The 14,905-nt window shown below is 59.2% G+C and carries 11 protein-coding genes; 7 read left to right on the top strand and 4 right to left on the bottom strand.

Annotation, left to right across the window (positions count from 1 at the left end):
* Positions 1 to 394: 394 nt before the first annotated feature.
* Entirely contained in the window at positions 395 to 766 is a 372-nt protein-coding gene (locus AKI39_RS21830) for a nuclear transport factor 2 family protein (protein WP_066640899.1), read from the top strand.
* Positions 767 to 822: 56 nt separating this feature from the next.
* Here AKI39_RS21830 and AKI39_RS21825 read toward each other — a convergent pair whose 3' ends face one another.
* Both AKI39_RS21825 and AKI39_RS21820 read right to left on the bottom strand, forming a co-directional pair.
* Entirely contained in the window at positions 823 to 2,409 is a 1,587-nt protein-coding gene (locus AKI39_RS21825; RefSeq protein ID WP_066640897.1) for an ABC transporter substrate-binding protein, read from the bottom strand.
* Positions 2,410 to 2,426: 17 nt separating this feature from the next.
* Positions 2,427 to 3,584, bottom strand: a complete 1,158-nt coding sequence (locus AKI39_RS21820; RefSeq protein ID WP_066640895.1) for a C45 family autoproteolytic acyltransferase/hydolase — start codon at positions 3,582 to 3,584, stop codon at positions 2,427 to 2,429.
* A 239-nt stretch (positions 3,585 to 3,823) separates the two neighbouring features.
* Here AKI39_RS21820 and AKI39_RS21815 point away from each other — a divergent pair, with 239 nt between their 5' ends.
* Together AKI39_RS21815 and AKI39_RS21810 are read left to right on the top strand one after the other, a co-directional pair.
* Positions 3,824 to 5,320, top strand: coding sequence for a hypothetical protein (locus AKI39_RS21815; protein WP_145925348.1), 1,497 nt, complete (start codon positions 3,824 to 3,826; stop codon positions 5,318 to 5,320).
* Positions 5,321 to 5,367: 47 nt separating this feature from the next.
* Positions 5,368 to 6,945, top strand: a complete 1,578-nt coding sequence (locus AKI39_RS21810; RefSeq protein WP_066640891.1) for a hypothetical protein — start codon at positions 5,368 to 5,370, stop codon at positions 6,943 to 6,945.
* Between the two features lie 202 nt (positions 6,946 to 7,147).
* Here the strand turns inward: AKI39_RS21810 and groL are convergent, their stop codons facing one another.
* Positions 7,148 to 8,791: a chaperonin GroEL gene (gene groL / locus AKI39_RS21805; protein ID WP_066640889.1), complete on the bottom strand. Its 1,644-nt coding sequence runs from the start codon at positions 8,789 to 8,791 to the stop codon at positions 7,148 to 7,150.
* Positions 8,792 to 8,829: 38 nt separating this feature from the next.
* Positions 8,830 to 9,117 (bottom strand): co-chaperone GroES, encoded by a 288-nt coding sequence (gene groES, locus AKI39_RS21800; RefSeq protein ID WP_066640887.1) that lies wholly within the window; start codon positions 9,115 to 9,117, stop codon positions 8,830 to 8,832.
* Positions 9,118 to 9,606: 489 nt separating this feature from the next.
* On the opposite strand from groES, the gene AKI39_RS26295 reads away from it, so the two are divergent.
* The 4 genes from AKI39_RS26295 to AKI39_RS21790 all read left to right on the top strand — a co-directional run bounded on the left by AKI39_RS26295 (position 9,607) and on the right by AKI39_RS21790 (position 14,524).
* Positions 9,607 to 10,002: a helix-turn-helix domain-containing protein gene (locus AKI39_RS26295; RefSeq protein WP_083228986.1), complete on the top strand. Its 396-nt coding sequence runs from the start codon at positions 9,607 to 9,609 to the stop codon at positions 10,000 to 10,002.
* A 1,333-nt stretch (positions 10,003 to 11,335) separates the two neighbouring features.
* Positions 11,336 to 12,661, top strand: coding sequence for a DNA methylase (locus AKI39_RS25635; RefSeq protein ID WP_145925347.1), 1,326 nt, complete (start codon positions 11,336 to 11,338; stop codon positions 12,659 to 12,661).
* A gap of 10 nt (positions 12,662 to 12,671) precedes the next feature.
* The gene (locus AKI39_RS21795) at positions 12,672 to 13,820 is read left to right on the top strand and encodes a DUF262 domain-containing protein (RefSeq protein WP_066640886.1); all 1,149 of its coding nucleotides are present in this window, start codon (positions 12,672 to 12,674) and stop codon (positions 13,818 to 13,820) included.
* On the top strand, positions 13,820 to 14,524 hold the full coding sequence (locus tag AKI39_RS21790; protein WP_066640885.1) for an MAE_28990/MAE_18760 family HEPN-like nuclease: 705 nt from the start codon (positions 13,820 to 13,822) through the stop codon (positions 14,522 to 14,524). Before AKI39_RS21795 ends, AKI39_RS21790 begins: the two co-directional genes overlap by 1 nt.
* The last annotated feature ends 381 nt before the right edge of the window (positions 14,525 to 14,905 follow it).

Here is a 14,905-nt window from a genome sequence, read left to right as displayed (position 1 = left end):
ACGACGGGCAAGCCAAAATCTTCCAGCAGCCGGGCACATCAGCCACGAAGCGCAAGAACACAGCCCGTCCCAGCGGCAGTGATTAAGGCACAACGGAGTCCGTCGGGGGTGATGCCTGTCGGGGCCGGCCCGTTGAGGGCGAGCGAGCGGACACCGAAGGCAGGCGTGCCGCGGACGCCATCAAGAAGAACCCCACCAGACAACGGCCGCCGAACGAGGTGAGCGCAGCGGTGTCCGGCGCCCGCGCGCCGGACCGCCCGATCGGGCCGGCCCCGACAGGCATCACCCCCGACGGACGGCATCAGCACATGAACCACCGACAGCAACCACCCACCACCGAAAGATCCACTACCATATCCGCCCGCAGCCCCGAACCGAAATCACGAGGAATGCCGTGAACGTCCCAACCGAAAGCCAGGCACAGCAGCTAATCGAACAGCAACTCACCGACTACAACAATCGCGACATCGATGCCTACATGCGGCATTGGTCCCCCGACTGCCAGAACTTCGAATTCCCCGACAAGCTACTGGCCGAGGGCGCAGAACAGATAAGGGCTCGATACACCGAACGCTTCAAGGACGACGCTTTGCATGCCAGGCTGGTGAACCGCATCGTCGTTGACGACCTCGTGGTGGACCAGGAAGTCGTAACGCGCACCTTCCCCGACGGCGTCGGCGACATCGACGTCGTGGCCATCTACCGCGTCACCGCCGGAAAAATCTCGCACGCCTGGTTCAAGTTCGGACAAGTCCGCATGCGTTAAGCGAGCCGCCGGCCACCAGTTCCTGCTTGACGCGCTCGGGGTCGCCGAATCACCGCCTACGGATTCCGCGAAACCTCCCAGGCGCGCGCCCGCTTCAGCGCCCAAGGCGTATACCCGCGCACGGTATCCCGGAAGGCGCCCACATCGAGCCCATTGAACAAGGGCATCATCGGCGCATCCGCCAGGAACAGCTTGTGCAGTTCATCGAACTGCGCCTGCCGCTGCGCCGTATCGGTAAGCGCCGAAGATGACTCGATCAACGCCAGCGCCTTCGGATCGTCCCACACCTTCCGCGGCTGCTTGTCCTTGTTGCCTGCCATCATCTCGTAGTTCAAGCTGGGATCCAGCCTGGCGGAATAGGGAAAAGTCATCATCTGGTACTTGCCGCTGCTGTAGTGGTCCATCTGCGTCGCCCATTCCATCACCTCCAGCCGCGTATTGATCCCCACTGCCTGCAGCATCGCCTGGATGATCACCCCGGACGTATACGTCTCCGGATAGCGCTTCGTCGCCAGCATCACGATCTCCTGGCCCTTGTACCCCGACTCCCGCACCAGCTTCTGCGCCAGCGCCGGATCGTACTTCCAGGTCTCATGCTGCATCGTGTCGTAATAGGGGGAAATCAGCGGCACCATCGACGTACTCGGCTGCATCAGCCCGTCTCCCACCGCCGCCACCAATTGCGCATTGTCGATGGCATGCACGATCGCCTGCCGCAGCTTCACGTTGGACAGCACGGGATCACGCGTCTGCATCAGCAGCGCCGTCAGGCTCATCACCGGCGACGATGTCACCTTGACGCCCTTGACCGTCTGCATCGGCTTCACGTCCGTGTACGACAGGTCCTGGATGATATCGATATCGCCGCGCTGCAACGCGGCCTTCGCCGTCGCATCGTCCGGCACGATCATGAAGCGCACCTCGTCCACCAGCGGCCGCTTCGATCCCGTAAAGCCGTCCAGCTTGCCATCCTGGTTTGCGTAGCGCGGGTTCTTCGCCAGGCTGATGTACTGGCCACGCTTCCATTCCTGCAGCATGAAGGGGCCGGTCCCGATCGGCTTGTTCCATGTTCCGTCGGGGTTCAAGGAATCCCGGTGCACCACGCCACCGCCGGCGCAATCCGGCCGTGCCAGCGACGCCAGGAACAAGCCATAGGGCTTGTCCAGCCGGTACACCACCGTGCGGGCATCCGGAGTCTCCACCGACGTCACCTTGGGACCCGCGCTGCCGTCGAAGTCGCCATGGCAGCGCCAGGCCGTCTTCGGGTTCATGAAGTAATTCCAGCTCCACACCACATCCTGGGCCGTCAGTGGCGCGCCGTTCTGGAACGTTACGCCATCGCGCAGCGTGAACGTATACGTCTTGCCGCCATCACCGACCTCATACGACTTGGCCAGCAGCGGCTTGATCTCCGCGTGTTCGCCGAAGGCGACCAGGCCTTCCACGATATGCATCACGACCATATCGCTGTTGGCGTCACGGTTCACCCCGGGCTCCGTCGAGCGGATATCGGCGGTCATGGCGATGCGCAGCGGCGTCGCGTCGGCGGCGCACGCGATGCCTACAGCTGCCGTGCAGGCCAATGCCATCGAGCCCAGCGCAAAACCCAGCTTCCGGTGGGACGATACGATATCGATCTTCATGCGCGGGCTCCTGGCCGTTATCGGGCATCGGCCGTCTGGCCGTAGGTGAAGACTTCCGGTTCCGCCGTCAAGCTGTAGCGGGTATACACGCGATTGAGCGCCGGCATGGGAACCACGTCCATCTCGCCGACCGCCGGTTCCATCACCACCATCGCCACGGATGCGGACAGATTGTCATGGCTGTTCTGACGCGGCGGCCGGCATACCGAATACGGCGTGCCGAAGTCGTCGAAAAAGGCCGCCCGCAAGTCGTCCCGCGTCAACGCTTCGCGCTTGTTCAGCAGGCGGCGCACCCGCCAATCGCGGTACTGGCTTTCCGGGGTGCTGGCGCGGCCGGTATCTTGCAGCTTGCATAGCGCCACTTCGCTGACCCAGTGATTGGCATGCACGATCAGGTCGTCCGTGCCGGGATAAATGGGAAAGGCTTCGTCCGTCGTGCATTCGAAATCGATACCGAAGCCCTCGGCCATTCCCAGCATGATGTTGTTCGAGCACGATTTGGGCGTCGTCGCCACGGCCTTCATCGCCAGGGCGAAGTGCTCTTGTTCCAGCACCTTGCGGCGGATCAGCGACAGCGGCACGCCCAGCTGCGTAAAGTCGCGGTCCGATTCCAGGTAATTGGCGGTGATCGAAACGCCTTTGCTGTTCAGCCCGCTGCGCGCCAGGCCGCCCGCCTCCACGAAGGTCAGCATGTCGGGGCCGTCTTCCTGCCGCACGCGCAGCACGATGGAGGTCTCCGCGCATTCCGCGCGCCAGTCCCAGTTCTGCCCATGCAGCAGGTTGCCGGTGGCCGAACGTTCAGGCAGCACCAGCGCGCCCGTGCAGCCGTCGCCCGGCTCCAGTTCGGCGGCTTTCTGCTTCTCGGCGCGCGCCTTGGCGACGACTTCGGTGCGCGCGTTGATCATCACGATATCTTCGAGCGGCACCCCGGCACCCTCGGCGATCCCTCGCATTTCCTCGATGTAGTGCGGGCCGTAGGCTTCGATCTCCTTGGCGAAGGCGGCGATCAGCCGCGTGCGCGCCATGGCGTCGTAGCCCAGGGTCACCAGCGTCTGGCCGTACATCGCCGCGCTCTTGCGGACCCGGTCCACCGCCGCGCGGCCGTACTGCACCCCGCGTTCGTAGGGGTGTCCGGCCACGGAAATAAAAGGGAATTGTTCTGGGGTAGGGGGCATGGCGCATCCGGGAAGGCGGGAGGGGGAAGCCCGCCAGCGGCCGCGCCAGGCCGGCGCTTCCGTGCGGGAGCAGGTAGCCGGAAAAGTTTATCCGAAATTGGCGCCAAAAATATCCGGGATTGTCCCAGCGTGCGAGGGGATTGATCCGAATGATGGCGGGATGGGGAACGACCCGCGTGATCGCTGTACGCAATCGGGCCGCATAGGCGAGATACACATTACATCGACCAGAGGTGTCCATGCATGTCAATGTCCATCCCGGTAATGGCGCCGGGATCCATACCGACAACAGCGTCCCCAGCACCCGCCAGCGACTCGACAACCGAAACCCCCGTCATTACGGGGTGGCCCATGTCGACGTCCTGGGCGGCTTCCTGCTGGCCCACGCCTACGCCGATCGCCAGGCCCAGGTGTTCGACATGCTCAAGGTGCTATCGACCACCGGCACCGGTAGCCGCGTGTTGGCCGAGCTCAAGGCCTTGTCCGAGCAGGGCGTCCGCATCGCGATCGGTCCGCGCGATGATCTTGAGGCCGAGCCCGGCCATCTGCCGTCCCAGGGAGTGGCCGCCACGGCGGACGGGCAGGTTCTATGGGATTGCTTCTATCGTCGGCAGTCGGCTGCCATGGAGTCCACTCCAGAGGCGTATCGATGGCTTATCGGGGAACTTGCGCAGGCTCGCAACCTCGCGGCGCAAAAGGGCTGGCCGGGCGTGCCTCCGCTACAGCCCGGGGACGTCGAATCGGCCTTCATGGCGGAACTCGCCTTGCGCACCGCACCGGCAGCGGCCCAATCGCGGTATGTGCCGACATTCCCCGCCCCCTTGCATGAGTTCGACGCCGCCTACATGCCGGAATGGCCGCGTGGTCCTGTCCATTTCGACACCCTGGGCGGCCTGATGCCGGCCTGGTTCACGGGCCAGGCCAAGGACAGTTGGGACGAGATCCGGACTGTATTGCAGGCCGTGAATCAAACCGCCATCGGCCAACGCCTGCTGAGCGATCTGTGGGTATACGGCCGTTCGCGCGCCGTCATGCTGGTCCACCGCAGCACCTCGGGCAAGGAAGGCGTCATGCGGCTGAACGATGCGACGCCCATCTGGGGCTTCGACAAGTCTACCCTGGCCGCGCGGGCGCAATCCCTGGCGTTGACCGAGGGCGAAGCCCAGGCCAGCGGTGCCTTCCTGAGCCTGCTGGTGATCCACGGCATGCTGGCCTCGAAACTGGGCATGCTGGGAAAGGTCGGCGCCGCCGCCGGCTTGCAGCACCAGTTCGAACAGCAGCTTATCGGATGCCGGGCGCGGCGTGCGAACGCCCCGGGCACGGACGTCCTGTCCAGGGGGCATTTGCGCTTCGCGGTCCCCTTGTGGAAAGTGGAAGCTGCGCTGCCCGCGCCGGCCCCGGCGTTGCCCAGCACACTCGGGTCGCGACCATCGACCTCGGCGATGGATAGGGTGTACTCGCAAGGCGGTCCTGCCCTGCCGACCACACCCATGCCTGCCTTGAGGCTGCGACACATGCCGGGCGGAAGCAAGGGCTTGCCGGATGCCGGCCAGGACGCGGGCGACCCGGGAACGTCTCCAACGCAAGACAACGTCCTCGCGCGCTGGCTACAGGAGTCCAAGCGCGCGCTGGCCAACACCTTCAACAGCTCGCCTTCCACCCCCCGGAATCTGGGCGGACGGCAAGACAAGCACAACCCTTATGTGAACGTTGCAAGACGCCATTCAGGCGCCTAGCGCATCGCTGGCGCTCTCTTTTATTCGCTGATTCATCGGAGATCATCATGCATGTCGGCTCTATCCCTCTCCAAGGCGGCTTCCACCCTGACATCGCGGCGGTGCCGGCCGCCGCGGCGAGCGCCTTGAGCACAGCCGGGTATATCGAGGACAACCTGGATGGCTTGTTTACCGCCTTCATCCGTCCCGACTATGCGCAGCATCGCGCGCAATACATGGAACGGCTGCGGCTTATCTACAGCGAGGGTACGGGCCGTGCCCTGATCGAAAGGCTGCGCCTGATCGGCGAAGAGAATCGCATCTATCCCATCCTGGATTCGGTTTCCCCGCCGGCTGCAGACGCAGGCGAAGGTTTGCCGGCCAGCCAGGGCTCACAGGCGCGCCATGTTCATCCGGCCATCCAGATCGACAACGGGCGGGTGATCTGGGATCCCTTGCGCCTGCCCCTGGATCCGCGCAGCCCCGACTATGCCAGTCAATATATGCAGGTGGAGTCCTGCCTGCTCGAACTGCGCCGGCACTTGGAGCGCGGCGGCGCGATCGCGGGCGGGGCGGATACGGCGCACACCGCCTCCGGCAGCACCGATGGCTATGGCGTGCCCGCCGATCCGGCTGCCACTGCGGCACTAGCACCGGCCGATGTATCGGCATCGGCATCGATATCGGCTGAGTCGGTGGCGCCCAAACCGGAACGCCCGGCAGGCCTCAACGCCGCACGGCCCTATCACCTTCCCATCTGGAAAGGGAAAACCAGATTGCAGGACCCGTGCGGCAACCTGCGCATCCACGTCAGCAAGGGATTGGCGCCCCACAATGACGAGCTCCGAGCCATCTTGGGCAAGATCTTCCGCACCGCGCCGGGCCAGACGCTGTTCACCGAGCTGGGCATGTGCGCAAGAAGAGGCGCCGCCTTGATCGTCGCCGAGGGAAATGGAAGGTCCGGCCTGACCACCACCAAGAATGGCGACGTGGTGTGGATGTTCGACAGGCAAGATCTTGCGCGGCGCTGCATACAGCAAGGAATCGCCACGCCGGACCAGGCCGTCTATTCGGCGTTCGTCGACCTGATCGCGGCATGCGATGCGCTAGGAAGCAAACTGCGCCCGGATTCCAGGTGGATACCCAGCGTCTGGCAGGACCGCCGTACGATTGTCGACCAGTTCTACCAGTGCATCAAAGCGCCCTCCGAGCAGCAGCTCGATGGGGTCGCCCGTGTACGCGCGCCCGGTGGTGCCAACGATCCGCAGGGCCTCGGTCGCATGGGTCATCCCGCCGGTCCGGACAGCGCCGTCCACCCGCCGGACCCAGCCCCAACCGTTTCCACCGCTTCTACCGTTTCCACCGATAACGAGTCGGTGTCTCCGCACGCCGCGCGCACCGGCTACGAGACGCGTCCTGCCACGGGCGGCGCGCAAGCCTCGTCACGTGGCGACGCGCCGGGCTGGCGACGACGGCACGGGATCCGGGACAGCCTGACCGGCATCGTGCGCTCGCTGCAGACTCGCCTGGGCCTGCGGAATACGCCCCGCGATCCCATGGAAGATACGCGCGCGTACGACGCGCTGATCGGTGCCCCTCGCCATTACCCAGGCCAAAACCCATACACGGTGATTTCCAAGCAGTAAGGGCACGCCGAAAGCGGCATGCGCCCGCTCGCGGCAGGCGGCTTCGTGACCGGTAGGGTGGCCCGCCGGTCCGCGCCCAGGCCTGCGAAGGCCGCCGGCGGCACGCTCGTCCTTGGCATGAAAAAAGGCCAGGTTCGCAATGAACCTGGCCTTTTCGCGGAAGCAAGGCCCCGGATGCTCCGGGGCTCGCGGACCGGACTTCTTAGAAGTCCATACCGCCCATGCCACCCATGCCGCCGGGCATGCCAGCCGGGGCAGCGGGCTTGTCTTCGACCAGCTCGACCACGGCAGCCTCGGCCGTCAGCAGCAGGCTGGCGACGGACGCGGCGTTTTGCAGGGCGGTGCGGGTAACCTTGGTCGGATCCAGCACGCCTTGCTCGACCAGGTCGGCGTACTCGCCGGTCGCGGCGTTGTAGCCGAAGTTGCCCTTGCCAGCCAGCACGGCGTTGACGACCACGCTGGATTCTTCACCGGCGTTAGCCACGATGATGCGCAGCGGCTCTTCGACGGCACGCAGGATCAGCTTGATACCGGCGTTCTGGTCAGGCGTATCGCCCTTCAGTTGGGAAATGGCTTGCTTGGCGCGCAGCAGGGCCACGCCACCACCGGCAACCACGCCTTCTTCCACCGCGGCACGCGTGGCGTGCAGGGCGTCTTCGACGCGGGCCTTCTTTTCCTTCATTTCGACTTCGGTCGCGGCACCGACGCGGATCACCGCGACACCGCCGGCCAGCTTGGCCACGCGCTCTTGCAGCTTTTCACGGTCGTAGTCCGAGGTGGCTTCCTCGATCTGGACGCGGATTTGCTTGACGCGGGCTTCGATCGACTTGCTGTCGCCAGCGCCGTCGATGATGGTGGTGTTTTCCTTGCCCACTTCGATGCGCTTGGCCTGGCCCAGATCCTGCAGCGTGGCCTTTTCCAGCGACGTGCCGATTTCTTCGGAGATGACCACGCCGCCCGTCAGGATGGCGATGTCTTCCAGCATGGCCTTGCGGCGGTCGCCGAAGCCAGGCGCCTTGACGGCGGTGGTCTTCAGGATGCCACGGATGTTGTTCACGACCAGGGTGGCCAGCGCTTCGCCTTCGACGTCTTCCGCGATGATCAGCAGCGGACGGCTCGACTTGGCGACTTGCTCCAGGATGGGCAGCAGGTCACGAATGTTGCTGATCTTCTTGTCGTAGATCAGGACAAAGGGGTCTTCCAACGCGGCGACTTGCTTGTCCGGGTTGTTGATGAAGTAGGGCGACAGGTAGCCGCGGTCGAACTGCATACCTTCGACCACGTCCAGTTCGTTTTCCAGCGACTTGCCGTCTTCGACGGTGATGACGCCTTCCTTGCCAACCTTGTCCATCGCGTCGGCGATGATCTGGCCGATCGAGGAATCGCTGTTGGCGGAGATCGAGCCGACCTGGGCGATTTCCTTGCTGGTCGTGACGGGCTTGCTCAGCTTCTTCAGCTCTTCGACGGCGGCGGCGACGGCCTTGTCGATGCCGCGCTTCAGGTCGATCGGGTTGAAGCCGGCGGCCACGTACTTCAGGCCTTCCTGGACGATGGACTGAGCCAGCACGGTCGCGGTGGTGGTACCGTCACCGGCGTTGTCGGAGGTCTTGGAGGCAACGTCCTTGACCAGCTGGGCGCCGATGTTCTCGAACTTGTCCTTCAGTTCGATTTCCTTGGCGACGGACACGCCGTCCTTGGTCACCGTCGGGGCGCCGAAGGAGCGCTCCAGCACAACGTTGCGGCCCTTGGGGCCCAGGGTGGTTTTAACCGCGTTGGCGAGGATGTTCACGCCACGCACGATGCGCACACGGGCGTCATCGGCGAACAGGACTTGCTTGGCAGCCATAGTATTTCCTTACGGGAATTCGGTATCGGGATGGGGAATTACTGGATCACGGCGAGGATTTCTTCCTCGCGGATGACGAGCAGTTCCTCGCCATCGACCTTAACGGTCTGGCCGGAATACTTGCCGAAGAGCACCTTGTCACCAGCCTTCAGGTCAACCGGCAGGACCTTGCCGTCTTCCGTGCGCTTGCCGGGACCAACGGCGACGACTTCGCCTTGATCGGGTTTCTCGGCCGCGCTATCGGGAATGACGATACCCGAGGCGGTTTTGCGCTCGTTGTCCAGACGCTTGATGATCACGCGATCATTCAGAGGACGCAGGGCCATGAAGAACTCCTGTTGTTCAGTACGATAGGGGGTTGTCTCAAGGGGCCGGCCCGGGTTGTGTTAGCACTCCACGGCGGCGAGTGCTAATTATAGGGGCGGTTCTGGAGGGTTCAAGGGGGAGGGGCGGCGTTGTTACAACTCTGTCGGCGCAGCTGTCGAAGTTCATCCAACTTGGAATTTCGGTCATCCAGTTTGGAATTCGGGAATTTCCGATATACGAGCATTGGCGCGGGCTCCAGCCCTATTTCGCTCCCGAAGGTCCATTCCGTGATGTGCGGGGCCCCGTGGGATTGATGGAGCGGTGCCGCCTATCTATGCGGTGTTTTAGCGGATGAGAGGTTCGGGGCAACGCAATACAGTCAAAGGAAGCGCAGTCGCGTCAGCGGCTTAGCCCCCCAATTGACTGGGCCCGACAACGGTTGGGAGGCGAACTTGACCAGGTCTCACGGTTTCGGCATTTGCCTTGAACGCTTACGGAAGCGTCGAGAGATGCATGCCAATCGCCTGGCATCGCTTGCTGGCGTCGACCCTTCCTACATCACCCTGTTAGAACGAGGGCGCCGGCCCCCTCCTCGGGAGGCTGTTCTTAGGCGGTTGATCGCCGCGCTTCTGCTCACCCCTAACGAAGAAGAGCAACTCACTCGAGCCGCTCTGAATCAGCTTGGCTTATGGCAAGTCAAGCGAGTCAATGGACACACCGCTGCCTTAGCACTGGCGAAATCCCTTCTTCTGAATGATTCGCGGTTCACGGAGCAGGACTATCGAGTAATTGACTCAGTTGTTCAAGCCATATTGCGCGAACGAGATGGCGGCAGCGATGTGTGCGGACAAGTCGCAAAGCGCGAGTCCGCGGCGAGGCCGAACCTGACGGAGAGAACCATGTAAAAAAAGAAAACGCCGACCAATTCGAAAGCTGACCGGCGTTGTACAGCGGGCGAAACCCACCGTAGCGGTACGCCAAGTTTCTCTCCGCTGTGCAATCCCGTCAAGCAAATTCCCGGCTTGTCTCGACAAGTTGCGGATCCCTATTGCCTTACGGAGGCGAACATATGCTGCAGAAACCTGGCCGGCAGGTGGTGACTCGTTCACCGCACAGGCGCGTCGGTTACGTCAGTTGCCGGTGGTTCCAAGAACAGCAGATTCAGTACGAAACCCTTCTCGAGCAGAGCTTCGTTCGAATTGCGCTCTTGTGCCCTGGTGTGACTTCAATTGAATCTCAACCCTTCAAACTGAGCTTGCCCAGTGGCGGAACCACGCACCCTGAACCGACCATGAGCGATCGCCGAGGCCACCGATCTTTGAAGACTTGATAGCGCCTCCCCCCGGGCGCACCAACATTAGGAAGACTTTCCCAGGCAGATCCGAGACCAGAAGTACATCTAAACACGGGCCAAAGCAAACGCAGCAGTTCAAGGCAGATGAATAGCCAGAGCGGTTACATCATTCATCGCTGCGGCGGCCTCTTCATGATTTACAACAGTTTTTTCCAAGAGCCGCAAGACAGGATATATCGTGAAGTGTTAAGTCAAAAGGGGTTTATTAGCGACATGAATGTCAGAACTTGTGCGCGTTTGCGCCATACCGGCCGATAAGGAACGCTCGAAGGTTAAGCCCACCACAAAAGCTCTTCAGTTGCGCTGCCTTTCGCAAACACCAAAGCTTTTGTATCCCGTAAACCCTCATGCCACTTCTATACGCAGGGTGCCGAAACTTCACTTTGGACGGCGCCTAATTAGAGTGTCTGCGAACATATCACTTCTAATAACCCAACCTAAGTGTGCGGGGCTGCAAAATGCGGTGACTTCACTGCCGAGAGTGGCGACGCATTGGAGTGGTCTAGCATAATCGCGTAACCGCCATTCCCGTTATCGTCCTCATCCAATGTCAATCGCCATTTTTAACGTCTAAGTTATGAATTTACTACCGCTTCGGCCGGGAGCAGTCCTCACGAAGAAATGCGGGTAATCACGGTTGTTGCGGCCAATGCGATTATCCGCTTGGCAGTTCTTCGCGTCGGTAATGGCCGCACGCGCGCCCGTACGCTGAATAGGCCAGTTTTAGTACCAAATTACGTTAAGCTCCAACCACCGCCAGAGTCGCGGAGCAGTGTGATAGGCGCCTCTTTAATCCGCCGCCATTTACCCACCAGGAGGCTCTTGTTGAGACGATCTGCGGATGTGTACAATTGCCGCTATTTAGCGTCACAGACTGCAAACTTATGGGCATCACTACCTACGTTGCATCGCAAAGCCTCAACGTTTTGAATCCGAAGCGACATCTGGATATGAAAGGTGCTGAGGATAAAAAAATCTTCCCATACTACGCGGGCTATTCTTTCACCTTTGCAGATTCCCTTCTTCAATCGATGAGGCTGGGTCCAGGTTCCCTGCTCCTTGATCCCTGGAACGGAAGTGGTACGTCCACTATGGCTGCAGCGACGCAAGGGATCCGGGCGACCGGATTTGATCTAAATCCCGCCATGGTTGTCGTTGCGAAGGCGTCTTTAGTATCCAACCTCGATATCGACAGCCTCAAACCGCTAGGAAAAGCTATCGCGCTCGATGCTTATCAAGCTAACGACGACCTGCGTGGGCAGAGCGATCCTCTTGAACAGTGGTTTGCACCATCGAGCGCACGAAGCTTTCGCGCCATTTCAAACAAGATTTTCAGGACGCTGGTAAAAGAAGACGGCGATCCAATTGATTCGGACTATCAAGGGATTGCGACGAAGGCCACGCCGTTGGCGGCCTTTTTCTATGTCAGTTTATTCCGAGCGGCAAGAAGGCTACTACTGGAATACATTCCCAGCAACCCCACTTGGATAAAAAAGCCAGCAGCCCCAAATCGGCGTAAAATGCCCAGCGCGGAAAAAATTCGGTCGATATTCCTAGAAGAGGCCGCACAACTTGTTTCTATTCTGCAAGGGCGCGATGGGGAAGTTTCAGAACACCCGCATATCGATCTGCGGATTGGAAATGCCGAATCCATGGACTTAGCCACAGGAAGCGTGGATGCGATCATTACCTCACCCCCGTATTGCACTCGCATTGACTACGCGGTAGCTACATCCATAGAGCTAGCTGTCCTTGGGTGTTCGGGGGATCAGTACGACCTTCTGCGAAGAACACTGACGGGCACATCTACCGTTCCGAAAAAAGTTATAGATCCGATTGCCGCATGGGGAGGCACTTGTAATTCTTTTTTGGATAAGGTGGCCGCCCATGAATCGAAGGCCTCCAAAAGCTACTATTTGAAGAGTCATATTCAATATTTTGATTCTTTGAACAAATCCATCAACGAAATTAGTCGAGTTTTGCGCCCGACAGGCCGGGCCGTGCTTGTGGTTCAAGACTCCTATTACAAGGACGTGCTAAATGACGTCCCGAAAATAGTAGATGAAATGGCGTCTCAGAGCGGCCTGCGTTTAGAAAGACGTGAAAACTTCGTTTCACTAAAAAATATGGCGAGAATTAATAGAGAGTCGAGAAAGTACGGCGCCAACCGACCGGCGACCGAAAGCGTCCTCTCATTCCGGCCGATATAAGGAGTATGTTATGGTAAACGAAATTGCACCGTCGATCTCGGTTCCGAATTTGATTCGTGAGGTGGACATTCAACTGAAGAACGTCCACACCCAGAGTTTAGACATCTCGTTCAACGAGTTGGCGGATATGGTGGAAACAAGGGAACTGGATATAAGCCCTGACTATCAACGCCTTTTTCAATGGTCGGAAGGAGCCCGCTCTCGCTTTATTGAGTCTTTGCTCCTTGAGATGCCCGTTCCTCCGATTTACGTCGTGGAAGAAGATGAGGGCAAGAAACTTCTCATTGACGGTCTACAGCGGCTCTCTTCTTATTTGCATTTTCGCGGGATGCTGGATGCGCCTCACCTTAAGCCCGCAGTAAAAAAGGGAGATATGCTTGTACTTCAGGATTGTGACATCGTGGCGGCGCTGAACGGGAAAACCTTCAATGATTTGGGTGGGGCGCTGCAGATTAAGCTGAAGCGTTCATTCGTCCGTGTCGAGGTTGTGCGCAAAGGCAGCAATCCGAAGTTCAAGTATCACATGTTTAAACGCCTGAATACTGGCGGTGAGGCTCTTACATATCAGCAACTTCGAAACTGCACAATCCGGTTGTTAAACCCGGATTTCAATAATTTTATTATTGAATTGGCTCAAACCAATGACGACTATAAGACCTGTATATCAGCAATATCGGATGAGGCCAAGCTCGGGGCATATGACCAAGAATTGGTGTTGCGCTTCTTTGCGTTAAAAAACGCCCGGGATAATTTCAAACATGACGTCGCAGATTTCCTTACAGAATATATGGAACAAGTCTCTGACCCAGAGGAGTCACGTCACTTTGACTTTAACGAAGAGAAGCGAGTATTCGACCAAACCTTCAAGGTGCTCAATGCAGCGCTGGGAGAAAACGCTTTTAGCCGAACTGCCCGTGGGAACCTAGTGAGAGGATTCGGTATTTACCACTTTGAGGCGTTCACGCTAGGCATCCAACCTCTTCTGGAGAAAATCGACGTCGAAACTGATGAAGAGAAAGCGAAGATCCACGATGCAATCATGGAAATTAAGAGCAATAGCGACTTCATTGAACTTACAACGGGTGGTGGGAAAAACAGTCCTGGGCAGCTAAGCAGGAGGATTGATTTCGTTACCTCATCTCTGTCAAAGGTGTATTAATGGACGCCGCCGACTTCCGAGCACAACTCGAGGCGGAATTGGCGTGGCGCTTGGACGAAATTCGTTTCTTTCAAAATCAGTGTTCGGTCATCGATAATGAAGAAAGTCAGAATAAGTTTAGACGAGCATTGATTTTATTGCTGTACTCAAACTTTGAGGGCTTGTGCAAATTTGCCTTTACGCTATACGTCACTGCGATAAATGCCGAGGGCGTCACGTGCAAATTCGCCAGCCGTGCGGTAGCTGCTGCCGCATTGAGCGAGATGTTCCACTACCTGCGAGATGCGAACGGCAAGCTGCAAAACTTTAAAAAAATGGGAATGCCGGACGACAAAGAGCTGCACCGTTATGGACGCGAGCGCGAGTTTTTCGAAAATGCGGCCGAAATTATGGAAAAAGTGGTGGTAATTCCAGAGAAGGTCGTTGATGCGGAATCAAATCTCAATCCTCAAATTCTAAGGAAGATTCTTTATCGCCTTGGCCTGCCACACGACCAATTTGTGGCTCTCGAAGACGCCATTGAGCAACTCTTGATACTCCGCAATAGGATCGCACACGGCGAGACAAAAGAAGGGATTAGGGAGAGAACGTACGAGCGATTCAGAGATTCAGCGTTTCGGATTATGAACGATATCATCATCAGTATTTCCACCGCGTTTGCTGATCGTCATTACCTTCTTCCCGTTGCGAATAATCCGGCCTAGACGTAGCAGCGTCGGGTCTAGCTCTGCCTCTTGCTGCAACGGTGCGTTTCTCACCCGATACCGAAAATTGCGTTGTAATGACCTGGTGCAATTCTGCTCGCGCCATAATGGAATAATCGACGGTGAGCGAACGGACGGGCGGCCACACATCGATGCACTGCCAAGTACCAGGCGCGCTGGCATTTCGTAATTGCGAAGCGACTACTTTCAAGACTGTTGATCTCTATAACTTGTCATACTCGAACAAGTGCGGCCGTCGTGCGGGCTAGCGACGGCCGTCAAAGGATCCAGTTCCACCCGTCTGTGCTGTTTCCTAAAAGGTATGATTGGGCCAGGTATCTACCGCGCAATACGCAGTTTGAATGGCTATGTCGGGGCGTC

The sequence above is a fragment of the Bordetella sp. H567 genome (genome assembly GCF_001704295.1).
In the GTDB taxonomy this organism is placed as follows: Bacteria; Pseudomonadota; Gammaproteobacteria; order Burkholderiales; family Burkholderiaceae_B; genus Bordetella_C.
This window is presented reverse-complemented; position numbering and strand designations above follow the sequence as displayed.

Bases quoted from the DNA above. Each gene is read 5' to 3' on its own strand.
- AKI39_RS21825 (WP_066640897.1), bottom strand. From the start codon at position 2,409: ATGAAGATCGATATCGTATCGTCCCACCGGAAGCTGGGTTTTGCGCTG.
- AKI39_RS21820 (WP_066640895.1), bottom strand. From the start codon at position 3,584: ATGCCCCCTACCCCAGAACAATTCCCTTTTATTTCCGTGGCCGGACAC.
- AKI39_RS21815 (WP_145925348.1), top strand. From the start codon at position 3,824: ATGCATGTCAATGTCCATCCCGGTAATGGCGCCGGGATCCATACCGAC.
- AKI39_RS21810 (WP_066640891.1), top strand. From the start codon at position 5,368: ATGCATGTCGGCTCTATCCCTCTCCAAGGCGGCTTCCACCCTGACATC.
- groL (WP_066640889.1), bottom strand. From the start codon at position 8,791: ATGGCTGCCAAGCAAGTCCTGTTCGCCGATGACGCCCGTGTGCGCATC.
- groES (WP_066640887.1), bottom strand. From the start codon at position 9,117: ATGGCCCTGCGTCCTCTGAATGATCGCGTGATCATCAAGCGTCTGGAC.
- AKI39_RS26295 (WP_083228986.1), top strand. From the start codon at position 9,607: ATGCATGCCAATCGCCTGGCATCGCTTGCTGGCGTCGACCCTTCCTAC.
- AKI39_RS25635 (WP_145925347.1), top strand. From the start codon at position 11,336: ATGGGCATCACTACCTACGTTGCATCGCAAAGCCTCAACGTTTTGAAT.
- AKI39_RS21795 (WP_066640886.1), top strand. From the start codon at position 12,672: ATGGTAAACGAAATTGCACCGTCGATCTCGGTTCCGAATTTGATTCGT.
- AKI39_RS21790 (WP_066640885.1), top strand. From the start codon at position 13,820: ATGGACGCCGCCGACTTCCGAGCACAACTCGAGGCGGAATTGGCGTGG.